This window comes from Luteimonas sp. R10, assembly GCF_045689605.1.
Lineage (GTDB): Bacteria > Pseudomonadota > Gammaproteobacteria > Xanthomonadales > Xanthomonadaceae > Luteimonas.
Genome location: NZ_CP141262.1, coordinates 3,388,593 through 3,409,430, shown reverse-complemented (window position 1 = coordinate 3,409,430; position 20,838 = coordinate 3,388,593). Strand labels below are relative to the sequence as shown.

The 20,838-nt window shown below is 69.2% G+C and carries 9 protein-coding genes; 6 read left to right on the top strand and 3 right to left on the bottom strand.

Translation table 11 applies throughout. The features are described 5' to 3' along the window. Window positions 1-46: 46 nt before the first annotated feature. Window positions 47-1,633 carry a serine hydrolase domain-containing protein gene (locus tag U3649_RS14780; RefSeq protein ID WP_407352073.1) on the top strand — a complete coding sequence of 529 codons (1,587 nt, stop codon included), beginning with the start codon at window positions 47-49 and terminating at the stop codon, window positions 1,631-1,633. A 5-nt stretch (window positions 1,634-1,638) separates the two neighbouring features. Beyond that, window positions 1,639-2,355 (top strand): M15 family metallopeptidase, encoded by a 717-nt coding sequence (locus U3649_RS14775; RefSeq protein WP_407354629.1) that lies wholly within the window; start codon window positions 1,639-1,641, stop codon window positions 2,353-2,355. 92 nt (window positions 2,356-2,447) lie between these two features. Here the strand turns inward: U3649_RS14775 and U3649_RS14770 are convergent, their stop codons facing one another. From U3649_RS14770 to U3649_RS14760, 3 genes are all read right to left on the bottom strand, one after another. Beyond that, window positions 2,448-2,660 (bottom strand): hypothetical protein, encoded by a 213-nt coding sequence (locus U3649_RS14770; protein ID WP_407352072.1) that lies wholly within the window; start codon window positions 2,658-2,660, stop codon window positions 2,448-2,450. Window positions 2,661-3,056: 396 nt separating this feature from the next. Beyond that, window positions 3,057-4,667, bottom strand: coding sequence for a nitrilase-related carbon-nitrogen hydrolase (locus U3649_RS14765; RefSeq protein ID WP_407352071.1), 1,611 nt, complete (start codon window positions 4,665-4,667; stop codon window positions 3,057-3,059). Further along, window positions 4,651-5,232, bottom strand: coding sequence for a TetR/AcrR family transcriptional regulator (locus U3649_RS14760; protein WP_407352070.1), 582 nt, complete (start codon window positions 5,230-5,232; stop codon window positions 4,651-4,653). The genes U3649_RS14765 and U3649_RS14760 overlap by 17 nt, the downstream gene beginning before the upstream one ends. A gap of 313 nt (window positions 5,233-5,545) precedes the next feature. Here U3649_RS14760 and U3649_RS14755 point away from each other — a divergent pair, with 313 nt between their 5' ends. From U3649_RS14755 to U3649_RS14740, 4 genes are all read left to right on the top strand, one after another. After that, complete coding sequence (locus U3649_RS14755) at window positions 5,546-6,292, top strand: hypothetical protein (protein ID WP_407352069.1); 747 nt, start codon at window positions 5,546-5,548, stop codon at window positions 6,290-6,292. Next, a complete protein-coding gene (locus U3649_RS14750) occupies window positions 6,285-6,806 on the top strand; it encodes an RNA polymerase sigma factor (protein WP_407352068.1) in 522 nt (173 codons plus the stop codon). Before U3649_RS14755 ends, U3649_RS14750 begins: the two co-directional genes overlap by 8 nt. 106 nt (window positions 6,807-6,912) lie before the next feature. After that, entirely contained in the window at window positions 6,913-7,905 is a 993-nt protein-coding gene (locus U3649_RS14745) for a FecR family protein (protein ID WP_407352067.1), read from the top strand. A 285-nt stretch (window positions 7,906-8,190) separates the two neighbouring features. Beyond that, complete coding sequence (locus U3649_RS14740; RefSeq protein WP_407352066.1) at window positions 8,191-20,799, top strand: filamentous haemagglutinin family protein; 12,609 nt, start codon at window positions 8,191-8,193, stop codon at window positions 20,797-20,799. The last annotated feature ends 39 nt before the right edge of the window (window positions 20,800-20,838 follow it).

Sequence of the window (20,838 nt, the reverse complement as noted above, 5' to 3'; positions counted from 1 at the left end):
GTCCCGAGCGAAAGCGAAGCGTGGCGCAGCCCTCGGCCGCGTCTGCGTGGCGGCGCTGCTGCTGGCGCAGGCGATGCACGCGGCGGCCGCCCGCGAACCGACGGGCGGCGAGGTGCGACAGGCGGCGATCGACGCCGAGGTGGACGCCGCCGTCGCGCGCTTCGATCTGCCGGGCCTGGCGGTCGGGGCGGTCGAGGACGGGGAGGTCACCTACGTGCGCACCGCGGGCGAGCTGCGCGCGGGCGGCGGCGAGCCGGTCACGCCGGCGACGCTGTTCAAGATCGCCTCCAACAGCAAGGCGATGACCACCGCGCTGCTGGCGCGGCTGGTCGACCAGGGGAAACTCGCCTGGGACGATCCGGTGATCGAGCACCTGCCGGACTTCCGCATGCACGATCCGTGGGTGACGCGCGAGATCCAGGTGCGCGACCTGCTGATCCACAACAGCGGCCTGGGCGCCGGCGCCGGCGACCTGATGCTGTGGCCGGAGCCGAACCTGTTCACCCGCGAGGACGTGATCGCCGGCATGGCGCACCTGAAGCCGATCTACAGCTTCCGCTCGCGCTACGCCTACGACAACACGCTGTACATCGTCGCCGGCGAGGTCGCCGCGGCGGCGTCCGGCGCCGAGTCCTACGAGGCGCTGCTGCGCAGCGAGCTGTTCGAGCCGCTCGGCCTCGAGCGTTGCCGGGTCGGCGAGTGGCGGCGCGACGAGGTGGGCAGCGTGGCGCAACCGCACATCCGCATCGACGGGCGCAACGTGCCGGTGCGCGAGGACGGCGAAGTGGTGGCGGCGGTGCCGATGGCGGCGGCGGGCGGGATCCGCTGCAGCCTCGACGACATGCTGCGGTGGATCACGATGTGGCTGCAGCCGGAGCGGTCCGGACTGGTCGACGGAGCGCCGTGGCTGTCCCGGGCGCAGCGCGAGGCGCTGTGGATCGCGCACACGCCGATGCCCCTCGGGCGGCGCCTGCGCGAATGGGACGGCGCCCACTTCCACGCCTACGGGTACGGCTGGCGGCTCAACGACGCCGACGGCCGGCTCAAGATCTCGCACACCGGCACGCTGTCGGGCATGTATTCGGCGGTCACCCTGCTGCCGGAGCTCGGCGTCGGCTTCGTGGTGCTGATGAACGGCGGCGGTTCGGACGCGCGCAGCGCGCTGGTGCAGGCGCTGTCGAAGCGCTTCACCGCGCCTGGGGAGGATGAGCGCACGGTCGACGACTACGCCGACGCGATCGCCGCGGAAGCGGCGGCGGACAGGAAAGATGGCAGCACCTCGGCGCCGGACACGTCGTCGCGGCAGGCCGCGGGCGTCGACACCATGGCGCCCTGGCTCGGCGTGTACCGCGACCCCTGGTTCGGCGAAGCGTCGGTCTGCCGGCGCGGGGATGTCGTGCGCTTCGCCGCGGCCAAGTCGCCGATGCTGACCGGCACGGTGATGCGGGTCGGCAAGCGCCTGCTGGTGGACTGGGACGAGGTGAGCGTCGATGCCGAGGCCTGGCTGGCATTCGCCGATGCGGACGATGCGGATGCGCCGCCGACGCTGGCCATGGCCAAGGTCGATCCGCAGGCGGACTTCAGCTACGACTACGAGGATCTCGCCTTCGTCCGCGTCGGTGACTGCCCATGAGGGCGTTGCCATCCCGCTGGCGCATCGCGCTGGTCGCGCTCCTGCTGCCGGCGGCGTGCGCGTCCGTCGCGGACGGGCCGGCGGTCTCGCCGGCGCGCACGGCGGAGGAGGCGGGGCTGGTCGCGATCGATCGCCTGGTGCCCGACATCCACCAGGACATCCGCTATGCCGGCAGCGACAATTTCGTCGGCGCGCCGATCGACGGCTACGAGGCGCCGCGCTGCTACCTGCTGCGGCCGGTGGCCGAAGCGCTGCAGCGGGTGGAGGCGGATCTGCGCCCGCAGGGCTTCCGCCTGCTGATCTACGACTGCTACCGGCCCGTGCGCGCGGTACGGCACTTCATGCGCTGGGTGCAGGACGCGGGCGACCTGCGCACCAAGGCGGAACACTATCCGAACCTGGACAAGGGGGAACTCGTCCACGGCTACATCGCCGAACGCTCCGGCCACAGCCGCGGTGCCACGGTCGACCTGACGCTGCTGCGCTGCGACGCGTCCGGACAGGACTGCGCGCCGCTGGACATGGGCACCGGATTCGACTTCTTCGATCCGCTCGCCCATACCGACAGCCCCGGGGCCAGCGACGCGCAACGGCGCAATCGCCATCGCCTGCGCGCCGCCATGGAGCGGCATGGCTTCCGCAACTACGAACGCGAGTGGTGGCACTACGGATTCCAGCCGGAACCCTCGCCGGGCATCGCCTTCGACGTGCCGGTCCGCTAGGACCATCCGCCCCTGGGCCCGCCCCATGTAGGAGCGCACCGCAGGGGCGCGACCAGCCCCCGCGCAGGCGATCGCGCCCCTGTGGTGCGCTCCTACCCGTGCATGCCCAGCATCACGCCGTCGCCGCACAGCATGCGCACGTGCACCGCGGTGGGGAGGCCGGTGGAGGCATGGCGCTCGCGGGCCAGGTCGTCGGCGCGGCCGAGGGCGGCGGGCTGCTCGAGATTGCGCTCCAGCGTGATGCCGGCGAGCTGGACGCGCCAGCCGTGCTCGTCCGGCTCGACCCCGATCAGGATGCGTTCCATCCCAGTCTCCAGAAGTGAATGCCCCAGCCCAGCTGGATGACTTGCTCAGGGTCGCGGCCGTGATTCCGTTGCGGAGCGGCGTCCGTTGCCGACGCATGGACCGTGCTGCTGGGGCGTGGTGACAGCATGGCCGCGGGCGCGGAGTTGCACAGTCGGCCGAAGCCGCGATCGGCTGTAGGAAAAGTCCGACACCCCGGTCTTCGTCGTACGGCTCACCGCATGCCGCGATCAGGTATCTGCCGCGTCGGCCACGCAATGGACGTTTCACATCGGATCAACGGCGCAGCGGCCAACGTATCGGCATCGATATCTGGTCCGGAGGTAGGCGATGGATCGATTGGAACTCGACGCACGGCTGGACGCACTGCAACGCAAGCTGCCGGCGCTGGTGGACGACTACACCAACGACGAGGATTTCTGGGCGGCATTCGCGGCCGAGGCGGATCCCATCGTCGACGGCGCGGTCACTCCCGAGGACGCCACCCACGTCGAGGTCCGCATCGAGGAGATGCTGGCCGAGGTGGGTCTCGAGCGCTGACGCGGGGCGGGGCCGTTCGTCCGTGGGGAATCGCCGTGCTTCCGGCGCAGCGCCAGAGTCGCCGCCAGCAACGCGGCCGCGATCAACGACAGCCAGCCGAAGGCATCGCCCCAGCGCGCATAGGGCGTGCGCGTGTCGCGCAGCGGCAGCTCGGCCAGCAGCGAAACGGGCCCGGTCTTCCCCACGCTCGAAGCTTCCGCGATCACGCGCCCGCGGTCGTCGCTGAGCGTGAGGTCGCCGTCGCGGGCCGTGCGTGCGATCGCGAAGCCGCCTTCCACGCCGCGCATCACCGCCATGCGACCGTGCAGCCAGGCGTCCTCGTTGAAGTCCCATGCCGGGACCAACAGCAATTGCGTATCGAGCGCGGCATGGGCGCGCCCGGTCGCGGTGAAGTCGAGGTCCTTGCAGATCGCCACGCCGGTCCGCGGCGCGCCGGCCAGCATGACCCGCGTGTCGCCCGGCGTGTAGCGATCCTCGAAACCGGGGATCAGGTGCCGCTTGTAGTAGGCGACCGGTTCGCCGGCGCCGGGTTCGAATACCAGCGCCGCGTTGTGCTTGCGCCGCGGATCGCTGTGGTCTTCCGCGCCGACCAGGATCCGGACGCCGTGCCGCGTCGACAGTTCCTGCAGTGTCTCCACCGCATGCGAGCGCAGCAGCAGGGCGGACTCCGGTGCGACCACGACTTCCGCGCCCGCCGCCGCCAGGCGTTCGATCTCGGCCGCGTAGCGCGAGAGCATGCGCCCGCCCTCCGGCGTGGCCGGGTCCGCCGCGGCATCGCCGGATCCGCCGATCGTCACCAGTCCCACGCGCAGCCGGGTCGACGCGTCGTCGTCGTGCAGCCGCCATGCGCCGTAGCCCAGCGACAGCGCGAGCACGAGCGTGCCCGCCGTTGCCGCCAGCACGCGGTCGCGCCGGTCCGCACGCGGCGCGGTGACGGCCGCGAGCAGCGACGCAGGCAGCCAGACCAGGAAGCCCACGCCCCACAGTCCGGCGACCGCGGCGACCTGGATCACCGGCAGCGCGTCCATCTGCGAATAGGCGAGATGCCCGTAGGTGCCATGCGCCGACAGTGTCGCCCCGGCCCAGGACAGGCCGGTGGTCGCCAGCGGCAGCGACAGCGCCGCCGCGAGAACGCGGCCCCGCCGCGCCAGCGCGCGGAACAGCAGCGTCACCGGCACCATCAGCAGGGCGGGCGCCAGGATCGCCGCCAACGTCACCACCAGCGGCACCCGGACCACGTCGTGCAGGTAGTGCCAGGCGTTGGCGCCGCCGATGGCGAACGCCGCGAACGCGGCCAGCGATGCCGGGCCCGCGCGCACCCGCAGCGCATAGACCAGCAGCGGCAGCGGCGCCAGCCAGGCCGCCCACCACAGCGGCTCCAGATGGGTGCCGAACCACCAGCCCAGCGCGGTGAGCGCCACCGCGAGCGGCGCCGCGACGCGCGGCAGACGATCAGGCCTTGAGTCCATCGAGCAGTCTCCCCAGCGAGGCTTCGTAGAAGGTGCGGAACCGACGTTCGTCGTAGCTGAAACGGCCGGCGCGGTAGAGCGCGACCAGGCCATGCGAATGCACCCACAGCGCCATCGCGATGTCCCAGGGGTCGCCAGCGCGGAGCAGGCCGGCCTGTTGCCCTTCCACCACCGTGTCGTGGACCACGTTGAGGGTGGGCGAGCGGCGCGCGTGGAAGTCCTCGGGGAAGCGGCGCGCGTCCTCGCGCCGCGCCGAGAAGGCGTGGTCGAACAGGTGCGGATGAGCCAGCGCGTAGTCGAGGTAGATGCGTTGTATCGCCAGCAGGTGCGCGATCGGGTCGCCGCCCTTGCGCAGCGCCTCCCAGCGGTGGGCGATCTCGTTGAAACTGTCGTCGCTGACGCGCCTGAGCAGGGCCCCGCGATTCGGAAAATGGCGATAGATCGCCATCGGCGTGATGCCGACCGCCTCGGCGACGCGGCGCATGCTGACCGCGTCGGCGCCTTCGCGCTCGAACAGCGCGCGGGCGGCGCGGAGGATGCGTTCGGCGGTGGGGACAGGCGCCATGTATACACTGTATACATGGCGCGGGCCTTCGTGCAAGCCGACTGCGCGAGATGGCAGCATGATCGGCGCCGCTGAACGCCATCCGCACCATGATCGGATCAGGGAAATGCAGGAGATGCTTGGCGGCCTTCAAGGGCCGCCAAGCATCTCCTGCGACAGGCTGTAACAAAAGCATCATTTCCAGCTGTCAGCATGGAGCGCTTCCAGATGGTGCCCGTCCCTTGTCGACTCGATCGTCCGATCTGCCATGGCGCCGTCAGCGCGCTCTTGCGTGCGGCGAAATCTCCGAAGAGATGGGCGGGGATCAGTCGGCATGCATGTGCTGGCAGTCGGCCTGATCCATTCCGTAGCGGTGATGTCGGTGTTGGGTGGCTTCGCGGCACCGGTCGCGGCGGCGCAGGTCGCCGCGGCGCCACCGGATCCGGTGCGGGCGGCGCCTGTCCGGGATACCGATGCGCTGCTGGACTTCGACATCCCGGCACAGCCACTGGATGCGGCGCTCGGCCGGTACGCACAGATCACGGGCCGCCCTGCGCTGGCGCCCAGCGATCTGTTGGGCGGTCGCGTCTCGTCTGCGGTGCAGGGGCGCTACTCGGCTGAAATGGGGCTGCAGATCCTGCTGCAGGGGACGGGGCTCACGGCCGCCAGGCGCAGTTCCCGTCTCGGCCAGACCTTCGTCCTGCAGAAGGCCGAAGCGACGACGGCCGTACCGCGCGACGGTCTGGCCGCGCTGTTCGGAGAAGAAGGCTATGCCGGCCTGGTCCAGGCGCGCGTCTGGCAAAGCCTGTGTGCGGATGCACGCACGCGGCCCGGCGACTACAGCTCGCTGCTGCAATTCGAGCTTGGCATGGACGGGCGCCTGGTCAATCCCCGCCTGCTGGGCAGCAGCGGCAATGCGCGGCGCGACGCCGCGCTGCTGGACACGCTGCGGCGCGTGCGGATCGGGCGTGCCCCGCCGGCCGGAATCGGGCAGCAGGCTTTGACCCTGGCGGTATTGCCCGACGATCGCGTAGCCGGGCGGCAATGCCGTGAATCAGGGGAGCGCATTGGTGATGACTGAGAGTACGCAAGTCGCCCTGCTGGATTATCTGAGCCGACACTACGTCACCCTCAAGCAGCGCCTGGTGCGGCGATTGGGCAGCGCCGAATTGGCCGGGGACGCATTGCACGACACCTGGCTGCGCGTAAACGGGAGCGAGGAGTTGGAACCGGTCCGGAATCCGGGTGCCTACCTGGTGCGAATGGCGGTCAATCTCGCAGTGGATATCCGGCGCCGGCACAGCCGCCTGTTGTCGGGTGACGATATCGATGCGCTTCTGCAGGAGTTCGCGGATCCGACGCCCGATCCTGCCCACGCAGCGGAGATACAGTCGGATATGGAGGCTTTGCGGGAATTGCTGGATCGCATGCCGGAACGTCGCCGCGCTGCGGCATTGCTGGTGCATGCCGAGGGGGTGACGCAGAAGGAGGCTGCCCGGCGTCTGGGGGTATCGTTGCGCACGGTCGAATACGAGCTGCAGCGCGTCCATGCACGCGTGAACGCGTATCTGGCGACGGGGAATGGAGAAAAATAATGCGGGTTCCTGCGGCGTCATCCGTCATCAGAAGGACAGACCCGAACGTTCGGCAGAACGACGGACAGCCGCCTGTCGGGCGAGGGTGCCCGAAGGAGATGACGCGATGAAGGCAGCTCCACCGGGCAATGGACGACCTGCGTACGGCAGCGAGCTGGAGGCGCAGGCTTGGCGCTGGCTGCACCTGTTGCACTCGGGCGATGCACGCGAGATCGACGCCCGGCGCTTCCGGCGCTGGGTGTGCAACAGCCCGGCGCATCAGGCCGCATACAATACCGCCAAGCGGCGCTGGGACGCCATCGAGCCGCCTGCACGCGAGCTGTTGCGACGCAAACCAGGCGCGGTGCCGCGCCCGCTGCATCGCACTGACCGCGCACTTCATGGCCGCCGTGCCTTCCTGGGGGCCGCGGTGGGCGCGGCGGCGGCCGGCGCGGCCGCGGTCTACTCGCCTCTGGGCTGGTGGCCGACGATCGACGAATGGGATGCCGACGACCGTACCGCAGCCGGCGAGCAGCGCACGCTGGCATTGGCCGACGGCATCGACGTCACCTTGAATACCCGCACCAGCGTTCGCCGGCATGCGAGCGGAGGGCGAACCGTCGGGTTGGGCCTGATCAATGGCGAGGCGGCGGTCGACCTGGGTGCAGGTCGTGCTTTCACCGTGGTCGCCGGCACCGGGCGCAGCCGTGCCGAGTCCGGGAGCTTCGAGGTGCGTCACCTGGAGGGCACGGTCTGCGTGACCTGCGTGGCCGGCACGGTCCGGGTCGAGCATCCGGCAGGCACACGCATCCTGTACGCTCGCCAGCAAGTGCGCCATGACGCCGGTTCGATCGGTGACATTTCCGGCGTTGAGCTGGCCACGGTCACGGCTTGGCGCGACGGCATGCTGGTGTTCGATCGTACCCGCCTGGCCGATGTGATCGTCGAGATCAATCGTTATCGCGCCGGGCGCGTGATGCTCATGAATGACTCCGCGCGCAACCGGCCGGTCAGTGGGCGCTTTGCCATCGCCTCGCTGGATCTCGCGCTGTGGCAGTTGCAGGAATCCTTCGGCCTGCGTGCACGTGCGCTCCCCGCCGGCGTGCTGATCCTGAGCTGACCCGGGCAGGTTTCATCAAGCCGACATCTCGGAGACGTGTCATCAGCCGACGCGGGCGTTCCCGCATGCCGTCGATGCTGCGCGCGATTCCGCCGCATGCGAACGGCAGACGTCCCGGAAAAAGTTTGCGGCATTTCGCCGGCCCCATTCGTCAGCCCTACAGATGGGTCGTCCACGGGTCACAGGCGCACGCCGCGCAAGTGATGGGGCGTCCCTTCACCTGCGGCTGGCCGACATGGTAGTGGGTAGCCGGACCGATCGACCACACATTGGCAGAACGCTCCCATGACCACGCGTGCGCGCAACAGCAAGTCCCGTCAGTCGACATCCACCAGGGTCCGGATGTTCAGGAAGGCGCCGATTGCGCGCGCTGTCGCCCTGTTCCTGGCGGCCGGCGGGGTGACGGGAACGGTATCGGCGCAGCAGGCGTTCAGCCCGGCATGGTTCGCCAACAAGGGGGAGGCGCAGGGCAACGCGGCGGCGACCGGCCTGCTGCCCAACGGCCTGCCGGCCCATACGCTCACCGGTCCGCAGCAGCAGTCGCAGGCCGCGCGCGAGCGGCTGCAGACCTCGCTGGAGAACCTCAATACCGCCGCGCAGGCGATCGCGATGCAGCAGCGCCTGCAACAGCAGGCGCGGGACGCGGCGCTGGTGCGCCCGTCGGACCTCCCTGACGGCCTGGGCGAAGGCGGCCTGAAGATCGACGAGAACGAGCTGACGAAGGGTTGGCACAACGCCAAGGACCCGACGCAGACCGTGGCCGACGGCCAGACCACGGTCAGCATCGAGCAGACGGGCGACCGGGCGATCCTGAACTGGGAGACGTTCAACGTCGGGCGCCACACCACGGTGGATTTCGCGCAGCAGGCCGACTGGTCGCTGCTCAACCGGGTCAACGACCCGAACGCGCGGCCCTCGCAGATCCAGGGGCAGATCAACGCCGATGGCACGGTGTTCCTGCTCAACCGCAACGGCGTGCTGTTCGAGGGGTCCTCGCAGGTCAACGTGCGCAACCTGGTCGCCGCGGCGGCGCAGATGAGCGACAGCCAGTTCAGCGCCAGCGGCCTGTACGGCGCCAACGGCGCGGCCAGCTTCACCGACGCCGGCGGCGCGGTCACGGTGGCGGCGGGCGCGCAGATCCGGACCCATGCACCGCAGTCGGTCACCGAAGGCGGCGGCTACGTGCTGCTGCTGGGCACCGAGGTCGGCAATGCCGGCGAGATCGCGACCGTTCGCGGCCAGACCCAACTCGCCGCCGGCGACGGCTTCGTCATCCGCCGGGGCGTGGGCACCGAAGGCAACCAGCATTCGACCACGCGCGGCAACGAGGTGGCGGTGCTGCGCAATGCCGACGGCGTCGACGACGCGGGCGCGCCGCTGCCCAACCCCGCCGGCACCGTGACCAACAGCGGCCTGATCCAGGCCCGCGAAGGCGACATCACCCTGGCCGGCCACGCCGTGCGCCAGGACGGCGTGGCGGTGGCGACGACCACGGTCAACACCCGCGGCACGATTCACCTGCTGAACTCGGCCGGCGACGCCACCGGCCGGGTCGCGCTGGGCGAGGGCGCCACCACGGCGGTGTTGATCGAGGACGACGGCGAGACCACCGCGCTGGACAGCCAGCGCGACGCGCTGATCGCGGAGTCGGCGGCGATGGACGCGCAGCGGATGGGGGCGGCCGCGGGCGTCTTCGACAACTACTCGCGGCTGTCGGACCGGCGCGACCAGTCGCGCATCGAGATCGTCTCGGGCGGCGACGTGGCCTTCGCGGGCGACTCGCTGACGCTGGCGACCGGCGGCCAGATCGCGGTCAGCGCCGGTGACCGCGCCTTCGTCGCCGACGGCGCGCGGCTCGACGTCGCAGGTGCGGTGGGCGTGCAGGTGGCGATGGCGTCCAACGCCGTGCGGGTCAACGTGCAGGGCAACGAGCTGCGCGACTCGCCGCACAACCGCGACAGCGGCGCGCTGTTCAACAGCAATGTCTGGGTGGACACGCGGGAGCTGATCTACGTGCCGGCCGGGACCGGCGGCTACGCATCCGACCGCTGGTACACCGCCGACGGCCTGCTGGAGGTGGGGGGCTACCTGGGCAACCAGGGCCACGGCATCGGCGCGTGGGCCGCGCAGGGCGGCACCGTCACGCTGGGCGGCCACGAGGTCGTGACCCAGGCCGGCTCCACGGTGAACATCGCCGGCGGCACGCTCGACGTGCAGACCGGCTCCCTCAACCAGACCTGGCTGCGGACCGGCGCCGGGCAGGTGTACGCGCTGGGCCAGGGGCCGGTCGACGCGACGTATGCCGGGACCTACATCGGCTACGCGCTGGATCACGCGCGCTGGGGCGTGGAGGAGGCCTTCTTCAGCCCGGTCATCGCGCCGCGGCGGCGGCTGGAGAACGGCTACACGGTGGGCCGCGACGCCGGCCGGCTGATCGTCAGCGCGCCGACGGCGGTGCTGGAAGGGGCCATCGTCGCCGACGTGTTCGACGGCGAGCGGCAGGCCCACGGCCGCGCCGACGGCGTCAGCGACGGCTACAAGCTCGGCGAACATACGGTCGCGCGCGCCGGCGCGCTGGTGCTCGGGCAATATGGTGCGCTCGGCCGCGTCGGCGTCCACGAGACGGACATCGTCGTCGGCGACTTCGAGACGATGACGGCAGGCCTCGCCACGGACGATATCCTGCCCGCCGAGCGCACCGGTACCGCCTGGTTCGATGCGGATCACCTCAACGCACAAGGCCTCGGCGGCATCGATCTCGCAACCGGTGGAGAGATCACCATCGACAGCGACCTTATGCTCGCCGACGGAGGATCCCTCGACCTCGTCGCCCCCGTCATCGACATCCACGCCAATGTGACAGCGCGCGGCGGGCGGATCGTTGCTTCCAACCAGCTGGCGACGCGTGAGCTCCAGGGCGACTCGATCTTCACGAGGGTCACCGATCTGCTCAAGGACGAGACATCGGGCCTGACGCTGCGGTCCGGCGCGGTCATCGACACGCGCGGCCTCTGGACGAATGCGCAGCTTGACAGGGGCAACCTGCGCGACCTCGCCTTCATCGATGGAGGCCACGTCACCTTGCGCTCGAGCGGCGATGTGACGCTCGAGGAAGGCTCGCTGATCGACGTTTCCTCCGGCGCCGCCATCCTGGCCGACCGCCGGACCAAGGGCGGCAAGGGCGGGGACCTGTCGCTGCTCGCCGGGTTCAACGGCGGCGGTGGCGACCTGACCGTCGACGGGGCGCTTGCCGGCTATGGCGTCGAGGGCGGTGGCGCCCTGTCGCTGTCCACCGCGGGCGTCGTCGTGATCGGCGATTCGAGCTATGAAATCGGTGAGGTACTGCCCGCGGGGAGTGTGACGCCGGCCGACGTCACGTTATCGGAGTCCCTGGTCATTCCGGCGGGAACGCTGCTTCCGTCCGCCTACGACCAGACCGTCACCGCGATCGCGGCGGGTACGGCGCTGCCCACCGATGTGCCCATTCCCAACACCGTGCTGGCGGCGGAATGGGTCGTGCCCGACGGCGCGGTCAGTATCGCGTACGTATTGCCCGGAGACTGGGCGGTGACTCGTGCGCCGGCCGGCACCGTCATCCCGGCCGGCTCGACCGTGCGCGGATACAGCACGCAAACCCCCGTCCTGCCCGGGGGCTACGTGCTCCCCACGGACGCGTTCCCGGATGGCCTGACGCTGACCAGGCCGCAGGTCGTGACCCATATGGCCGGGATGCCCGCGCCGGAAGACGTGACCATCGCCGCCGGCACGGTGATCCGCGCAGGGACCCTCGTCCTGGTGGAAGCCAGCATCGAGCCGCCGGCGACGCTCCATATCGCCGACGATGTTCTGAGCCGCGGATTCTCCAGGTATTCCATCAACGGCGAAGACGGGCTGATCGTTTCGGAAGGCGCGGCGGTCGCCCCCGTGATGCCGGTCTATCGATTCACGGACGCCAGTTGGGCCGCGCCGACCGGCAGCGACCCCTCGGCCGCGTTGAGCCTCTGGCTTCCGGAGGCCTATCGCGCTGATCCGGTACAGGCGAAGCTGATCAAGCGCGGCGGCGTCGATCTGGAACTGTTGTCGGGCAGCAGCTTTGGCGGGAATACCAGCACGCTCTCCGGCGGCGGCGTGACGATCGCCGAGGGCGCGTCGATCACCGTCGATGCAGGCCACAAGGTCAACATCGCCAGCGGCGGGCAGATCACCGTGGACGGTTCGATCACGGCCTACGGCGGCGAGATCGCCGTCCTGAACACCAACTGGTTCAGCAACAAGGACGTCGGCGGGCTTTCGGTCTGGATCGGCGAGCATGCGCGGCTCGACGCCTCGGCACGCGCGGTCACGGCGGTCGACGCACGCGGGCGGACCTTCGGCGTGGTGCCGGACGGCGGCAAGGTCGTGCTCGGCAGCCTCGGCGGAGAGGACACGGTGAATGCCGATGCCAATCTTTCCGCCGACGCCTATGTCGTGGTCCGCGAAGGCGCGGTGATCGATGTTTCGGGCACCAGCGCCGAGCTCGACATCACCACGATGGGAGCGGCCGGACAGAGCACGTCCGCGCGCCGCACGGTCGCCAGCAATGGCGGCAGCATCGTCCTGGATTCCTACCAGGGCATCTACAACGATGGCACGCTGCTCGCCCATGCGGGCGGCACGGGTGCTTCGGGCGGCACGCTGACGATCAACTTCGAAGCACCGATCTACAGCCATAGTCCCGACACCGTCGTACCCTCGCGCCTGCAGGCGGGCAGGGCACTGCACATCTCCGAAGCGCGGCAGCCGAGCGCATTGCCGGCCGATCTTCAGGCCGGTGCGGCCCATGACGACTTCAGGCCCGGCCATGCGAGCCTGAGCGCCGAGCAGGTCGAGGAAGGCGGCTTCGACAATCTGTCGCTGTTCGCGCGCACGGCCACTGTGTTCGAAGGCGACGTGAGCCTCACTGCCGGCCGCAGCATAGCGCTGCGCACGTCGGGTATCTACAATTCCGTCGACGGCGGCCACGCGACGGTGTTCGCGCCCTACGTCACGCTGGACGGCCAGTTCGTGCGCCAAGCCGCGCAATGGACCGTGCTTCCGTCCCTCCTGCAGCCTTATCCGACTACGGGAACGCTGTCCGTTCAGGGCGGGCTGATCGACGTTGCCGGCCGCATGAATGCACATGTCGCGAAGCTGACGCTCGACAGCCGGAGCGACCTGCGCTTCAAGACGTCGACGCTGGGGGTAACCGGCGATCTCGACCTGATCGCGCAGCGCGTCCATCCGGTCACCGGCGCCAGCGCAGCCCTGTTTGCCGGCACGGCCGTGGACGTCGGCGGCTCGCCGACGATTGGCTTCGGCGAGACGAATACCAGCACGATCGCGATCGGCCGCCACGACGATGTGCCGGTCGCAGCGCCATACTCCGTCTTCGGCTCGCTCAGCCTGACGAGTGGGACGATCCGGCAGGGGGGCAATCTGCTCGCCCCGCTCGGCGCGATCTCGCTCAACGCAACGACCACGCTGACGGTGACGCCGGGTCTCGTGGAATTCCTGCCAAGCAGCCTGACGTCGGTCAGCGCCGAGGGCCTCGTCATCCCCTATGGCGGCACGGTGGATGGCGTCAGCTTCACCGTCGACGGCAGCGACGCGCTCTCCTACGACCTGCTCACCGGCACGATCGTCAGGGATGCCGACGGCAACATTCTCAACAACAGCCGCAGCGGGCGCCTCGGCATCACCGCGACCGGTACCAATGTCGTGAGCCATGAGGGCTCTGTGCTCGATCTGTCCGGCGGCGGCACGCTGGCGGGTGCCGCCTTCGTCTCCGGCCGCGGCGGCTCGGTCGACGTGCTGGTCAACCCGCTGGCCGACGCCAATCCGAGCTATGGGTACAGCGCATCCGGGAACCAGGTCTATGCCATCGTGCCGGGCGTCGACATCGCGCCGTCGGCCGGCGGTTATTCCACGGCCTGGACCGGATCGGTGCCGGGCATCGGCGAGCAGATCACGATCCCGGCCGGCGTGCCGGGGCTGCCGGCGGGGACCTACGCTCTTCTGCCGGCGAATTATGCGCTGCTGCCGGGGGCTTATCGCATCGAACTTGGCGAGCGCGGGACGGCAGGGCTCGCCGCAGCCCAGTCGCTGCCGCACGGATCCCATGTGACGAGCGTGACGCGCGGCGTGGCCAACACCTCGATCAGCGACGCGTTGCCGACCAGCGCCATCGTCACTCCCGGCGAGGGTTTGCGTACCTATTCGCAATACAACGAGCAGGGCTATGAGGCCTTCCAGCTCGCGCAGGCGGCGACCTTCGGCAAGGTCCGTCCGTTGATGGCGGCGGACGGCAAGTTCCTGACCTTCAATCTTTCGACATTGGCCGCGGACAGCGCGCCGCGCGTGGAATCGGCGCTCATTTTCGACGGCCTCGCCGATTTCACGCCCGGCGAGGGCGGATATGGCGGAACCCTGGCGGTCTCCGGCGGTGGCGGTGGCATCCGCTCCTACAACACCGACATGGCGATCACCGGAGAGGGCAGTACGACGGCCCGCAGCACCAGCGTCACGACCGTCGCCGCGTCCGAGATCGCCGACGTCGGAGCGTCCAATGTCTATGTCGGCTCCGCGCCCGGGAGCACTTATACCGCCGGAAGTCCGGTCTTCGAGCTCACCTCCAACGACGGCCTCGTCCGCTCGCTCACCTTGGAAGACGGGGTTGTGCTGACGGGTTCGCAGGTCATGCTCGCGGCTGCGAACGGCGGCATCACGGTGAAGTCCGGTGCATCCGTCAATACGATTGGAGATGGCCTGGTGGCGCCGGACACGGTGGCCACCGGTCTCCTGTTCAGCGCGCCGACGCTGCTGGCGGTCTCGAACGGCTCGATCGCACTCCAACCGCACCAGTACCCGACGGCCTCGACGATCACTCTCGAGGACGGCTCCTCGCTCTACAGCGAAGGCTCGATCGCCTTCACCGCCGGGCAGGGGGTCGTCCTGCAGGACGGCGCCCGTTTCGGCACGCGCGATCTCGAACTGGCGCTGCCCTACATCAATATCGGCACCGCGGAACAGCTTGCGGCCGCGGCGACCGCCGGCATCCTGCCGGGCGGGCTTTCGCTCGATCAGGCGTTGCTCGACAGGCTGGTGCAGGGCGATCCGCAGACCGGCGCACCGGGGATGAAGAATCTCGTCCTGGCGGCCGGAAACTCGATCAATTTCTACGGTTCCGTGAACCTCTCCACGCTCGACGAAAGCGGCGAGTCGGTCCTCGAAAGCTTCGTGCTGAGCACGCCCGCGATCTACGGCCATGGCGATGCGGATGACAGCGTCACGCTGACCACCGACCGGCTGATCTGGTCGAGCCGCTCGCTGCGGACGGGTTCGACCGGGGCGGGCGAGCCGATCTATGCTCCCGCGGTGCCCGGCGCGGTCATCCCCAACGGGCCGGGCACCGGTCACGGCGTCTTCAATGTCGGCGCACGCGAGATCCTGTTCGGCTATCCCGAGCAGTCGCGGCCGTTCAACACGGTCGAGTTCAACCGGCTGATGCTCGGCTTCGGGACGGTGAACCTCGACGCCTCGGAGCGCATCACCTCGAACAACAAGAACACGCTCGCGGTCTGGCGGACGGGGGAAAGCCCGACCGCGAACTTCGATCCTGCCACCTACAGGGGCGAGCAGGCCACGCTGAACCTGATCACGCCGCTGCTCACCGGCGACAACGGATCGGTGTTGTCGATCTATTCCGGCGGAGCGCTGAACGTGCTTGCGCCGGAGGGCGCCGCGCCGGCCAGTGCCCCGACGGTCGATACGCTCGGCGCCACGATCAATCTCGCATCCGTCCAGGGTTCGGTCCAACTCGATACTGCCGTCGCGCTGCCTTCCGGCAAGCTGACGGTGACTGCGGATGACGCCCTTCGAATCGATGCTGGTACCCGCATCGATCTGGCCGGCCGCGCCATTCCCTTCAAAGACGTGACGAAACATTCCTGGGGCGGCGACGTCATCCTGGAGAGCGCGCACGGCGACATCATCGTTCAGGATGGTGCGACGTTCGACGTTTCCGCGGTGAACAACCATGCCGGCTCGATCACGCTGTCCGCGACGGATGCATCCACCGGCGGCATCACCTTCCTCGATCGGGACGGTACACCCCTGCAGTCGCTCGACGGCATGTTCAAGGGCTCGTCCACCGGCGGCCACGAGAGCGGCTCGTTCAAGGTCGGCGCCTATTCCCTCGGGTCGCTCGACGCCAGCACGGACTTTGCACGCGTCAACACCGCGTTGAACGCCGGCGGCTTCTTCGAGACGCGCGACTTTGCCCTCAAGCAGGGCGATCTCACCATCGGCAACGGGGTGAAGGCGCGCAACGTCGTCGTGTCGGTGGACGAGGGCAGCCTGACCGTCGACGGCCGGATCGACGCCAGCGGCAAGGCGCCGGGCTCCATCCGGCTCTCGGCCAAGGACGACCTGACCATCGCGTCCGGCGCCGTGCTCGACGTGCGCGGCACCGAGCTGCAGACCGACAGCGACGGCGTCGCCGTCGAGGCGAAGAACCGCGGCAGCATCGAACTGACCGCGACGGCCGGGTGGCTGAGGCTCGACCAAGGCACCACCCTGGACCTGCGGTCGCCGGACGGCGTGGGGCGCGGCAAGCTGGCACTCAATGTCGGCCGCATGAGCGAGACCGGCGGCGATGCGCGGATCGACGCGGCGGGACCGCTGAAGATCCACGGTGCGGGCGAGATCGCCCTGAACGCGTTCTGGACCTATTCGCCGACCGACGCCGACGGCAGCATCGTGCAGGACAACGGCAGTTCAAACCCGGTGGGTACGGACGGCGTGCTCGGTCTCGATCAGATCGGTGCGCGCAACGCGCTGTTCATCGACGCGGCGCTGGCCAATGCCGATTTCGCCGGCCGCGCCGCTGGCCTGTCCGCTCACGGCGACGCCTGGCATCTGCGACCGGGCGTCGAGATCGTGGGCGGTTCGTCGTCGAACGGCAACCTGACGGTCACGGGCGACCTCGATCTCGCGAGCCTGCGCACCTCGGACGGGACCTACAGTGCCGCCGAATCGGGCTCGCTCGTCGTCCGCGCACCTGGCAACCTCACCGTGAACGGCAGCATCACCGACGGCTTCGGCAATCCGGTCGCGAATCCGAACGATGTGAGCAGCAGTACCGAGACGCTGGACAGCCCCCGGACGCTGACCGTGTCGACCACAGTCGGGACATCGAGCATTCCGCTCACGACGCTGAACTTCGACATCGTCCTTGGGACCGGCAATTCCGTTCAGCGCGGTGTCGCGATCCCGTTCGAGTTCACGGGCCCAGGCAACATGATCATTCGCGCCGCCGACACGCCCGGTGGCTGGACGTTGACGGGTTCGATCGAGCTCGGCGCCAACCTGTCGCTCGCAAATGTTGCGAACCGCAGCGTCGTGTTGCCGGACGGAACGACCTACAACTCGAGCCAGACCATACCGGTGGGCACGATGCTGCCGGCCGGGACCGTCATCAATGTCGGTACCGCCATCCAAATGGTCATTCCGGGCAATTCGGTCTACGGGGTTGGAACCCGGCTGCCGGGTTCGGGCGTGGGGGCGATCGCGCCTGGCACGGTCGTTCCGAGGAATACAGATCTGGCCGCCGTCATGGGTAACACCAGGGTCACACTGCAAGCCGGCCAGACGCTGGCCTCCGGTGCGACCCTGCCGGCGGGAACGACGCTCACCTCGTTGACGCCCATCGCGAATTACGCATCCGCGCCGATGTTGGCGCCCGGCAGCGAGTCCTGGTCGATCCGCCTCGTCAGCGGCGCGGACGGCGCCAGCGCGGACACCCGTGCGGTGCAATCGCTCTCGGCGCTCGGTGCGGGCGGCAACATGCTGCTCTCCAACTCCCTCATCAACTCGGCCGGCAAGATGCTGCCGAGCGTGATCCGCACCGGCACCGGCGATCTCGATCTCGTCGCCGGGCGCGATCTCACGCAGGATTCGCCCTTCGGCGTCTATACCGCCGGCACCCACGTCGACGTCGGCGGCGCCTATTCCGGCGTCACTTCGCAGGGCGGCTATTTCACTGAAAATGGCGGCGACGTGACGATCACGACCGGGCGCAATCTCACGGGTTATGCCTACGTGGAAAATCCTTCGTCCGGCGGCGGCCAGAGCAATTACTCGGTCGGCAATTGGCTGGTGCGCCAGGGCGATGCCGCGACGCCGGCGGCCTGGGGCATCCGCTTCGGGGGGTATGGCGGGCCCAATGGCGACATCTTCCTGGGTTTCTCGGGCTTCGGGGCCCTGGGCGGCGGCAATCTGGCGGCGGACGTCGGCGGCGATGCCGGCGCGCTCGGCGCGATCACGACTGGCGGCGGGGCCTATACCAGCACCGGCCTCGTCTTCGCGGTGGGCTCGAGCGGCCGCGTGACCTCGGTGACGGAGACGCCCGACGGCGTCGTGACCGGCGGCACGTTGGTCGAGACCGGCGGCGGCGACCTCTCCGTCGATATCGGTGGTCGGCTCAACCCGCTCATCACGCCTAGCGTTACCGACGATCTCTACGGTTCCTTCACGAATGTGCGCGGCGACATCGCCGTGCAGGCCGGCGCCATCGGCTCGGCCCTGTTGGCCTATGGCATCGGCGCGCCGAACGATCCGCGGCCCGCCGATCTTTATCGGGCGACGATGCTGCAGACGAATGGCGGCGTCGGCGGACCGGTGGTCGTCGTCGGCGACGGTTCGGCCAGTCTGCAGGCGCGCGGCGACCTTGTCTTCGGCGGCGCCGGCGATCCCGGCATGATCTACTCCATCCCCACCACCGGCCCGGCGTTCTCGCTGTGGCGCTCGGACACCGCGATCAAGCTGCTCTCCGCGGGCGGCAACATGGTGCCGCTCAACGTCTCACAGTACGACGGCCAGAACGAGAAGTGGGGCAGCGAGGAGCAAACGAACCGCACCATGCTGCCGCCGATCTTCGAGGCCATTGCGGCGCACGGGAGTCTGTACTGGGCAGGTTCGCAGCGGATCGAGCTGGCGCCGTCCCGTGACGGTTATTTGGAGCTTCTGGCGGGCGACTCGATCTACGCGGCGGCGTTCGGCATCGGCAGCGGCACCCGGAATCCAGTGGCGGCCGCCTGGAGCGTGTCCGGCGCGCAGGCCGATCCCGATTCGATCCCCAATCCGTTCCGGCCGGGATCGAGCAACTCCTATTTCCAGTTCCAGCCGGATACCGTCACCACGAATCTGCACGCGGGCGACGACAAGATCATCCGCATCTATGCGCTCAATGGCGACATCGTCAATTTCACGCTCGGCGATTCCTCGCCGCAGCTCGTGGACGGCGTATATCAGCCGCGTCATCGCGCAGCCATGCCGGCCCGCATCTATGCAGGACGCGACATCGTCAACTTCGGCAAGAACGCCTACCGCAGCCAGTTCGGCGACGCGCAGTATCAGGACACGCCGAGCCTGATCCTGAACAACGATGCGACCGATGTCTCGAGCATCGAAGCCGGGCGCGACATCCTGTACGCGCAGGTCGAGGTTGCGGGGCCCGGTTCGCTGGAAATGCTCGCCGGTCGCAACCTCTATCTCGGCGACGAAGGCTCGATCGTCTCGGTAGGCACTGTGGCCGTGGGCGACATCCGTCCCGGCGCATCGATCCTGATGCAGGCAGGCGCCGGCCCTGACGGGCCGAACCATGCGGGCCTGTTGCCCTATCTCGACCCGGCCAATCTGGCGGCTTCCGGCACGCCGCTCGCCGACCAGCCGGGCAAGGTCGCCAAGACCTATGAGAAGGAACTCGCCGCCTGGCTCGAGGGGCGCTATGGCTTCGCGGCGGCGGATGACGAAGAGGCGCGCCGCTACTTTGTGGCGCTCGCGCCGGAGCAGCAGAGCATCTTCCTGCGGCAGGTCTACTTCGCCGAGCTGCGCGAGGGAGGGCGTGAGTACAACGATCCGGACTCGACGCGCTTCCAGTCCTATCTGCGCGGGCGTCAGGGCATTGCCGCGCTGTTCCCCGGGGAGGACGCTGACGGCAATCCGGTCAGCCATGACGGCGACATCATCATGTTCGGCGGCTCCGGCGTGCGCACCCGGTTCGGCGGCGACATCCAGATGCTGGCACCCCACGGCCAGATCATCGTCGGCGTGGAAGGGCAGGTGCCGCCGGCCTCGGCGGGCGTCGTCACGCAAGGCTCAGGCAACATCCAGATGTACTCCGAGGGTTCGATCCTGCTTGGACTGTCGCGCATCATGACGACCTTCGGCGGCGATATCCTCGCCTGGTCGGCGGAGGGCGACATCAACGCCGGCCGCGGCGCCAAGAGCACCCTGGTCTACACGCCGCCGCGCCGGGTGTACGACGACGTCGGTAACGTGACCCTGTCGCCGCAGGTGCCGAGCACCGGCGCCGGTATCGCCACCCTCGACCCGATCCCGGAAGTGCCGCCGGGCGACATCGACCTGATCGCGCCGCTGGGCACGATCGACGCCGGCGAGGCGGGCATCCGCGTCTCCGGCAACGTCAACCTGGCCGCGCTGCAGGTGGTGAACGCCGAGAACATCCAGGTGCAGGGCGAGGCGACCGGCCTGCCGGCGACCGCGGCGGTGAACGTGGCCGCGCTGACCTCGGCGAGCGCGGCGGCCAACAGCGCGGTGCAGGCGGCGCAGGACATGGTGCAGCGACAGACGCAGCAGTCGCGCCCGTCGGTCATCAGCGTGGAGGTGCTGGGCTTCGGCGGGGCGTCGGCGGATGTGCGGGAGTCCTCTCCCGCACCGGCGGAGGCGCAGCCGTTCGTCGGCATCCCCTACGATCCGAACAATCCGGTGCAGTTCGTAGGCGTGGGGCAGGCTTTCGATCCGAAGCAATGGGCGCGCCTGACGCCCGAGGAGCAACGCCAGCTACGGCAGAAGTGAGGGCGATCGACCGGAAAGGACAACGCGAAAAGTCGACCG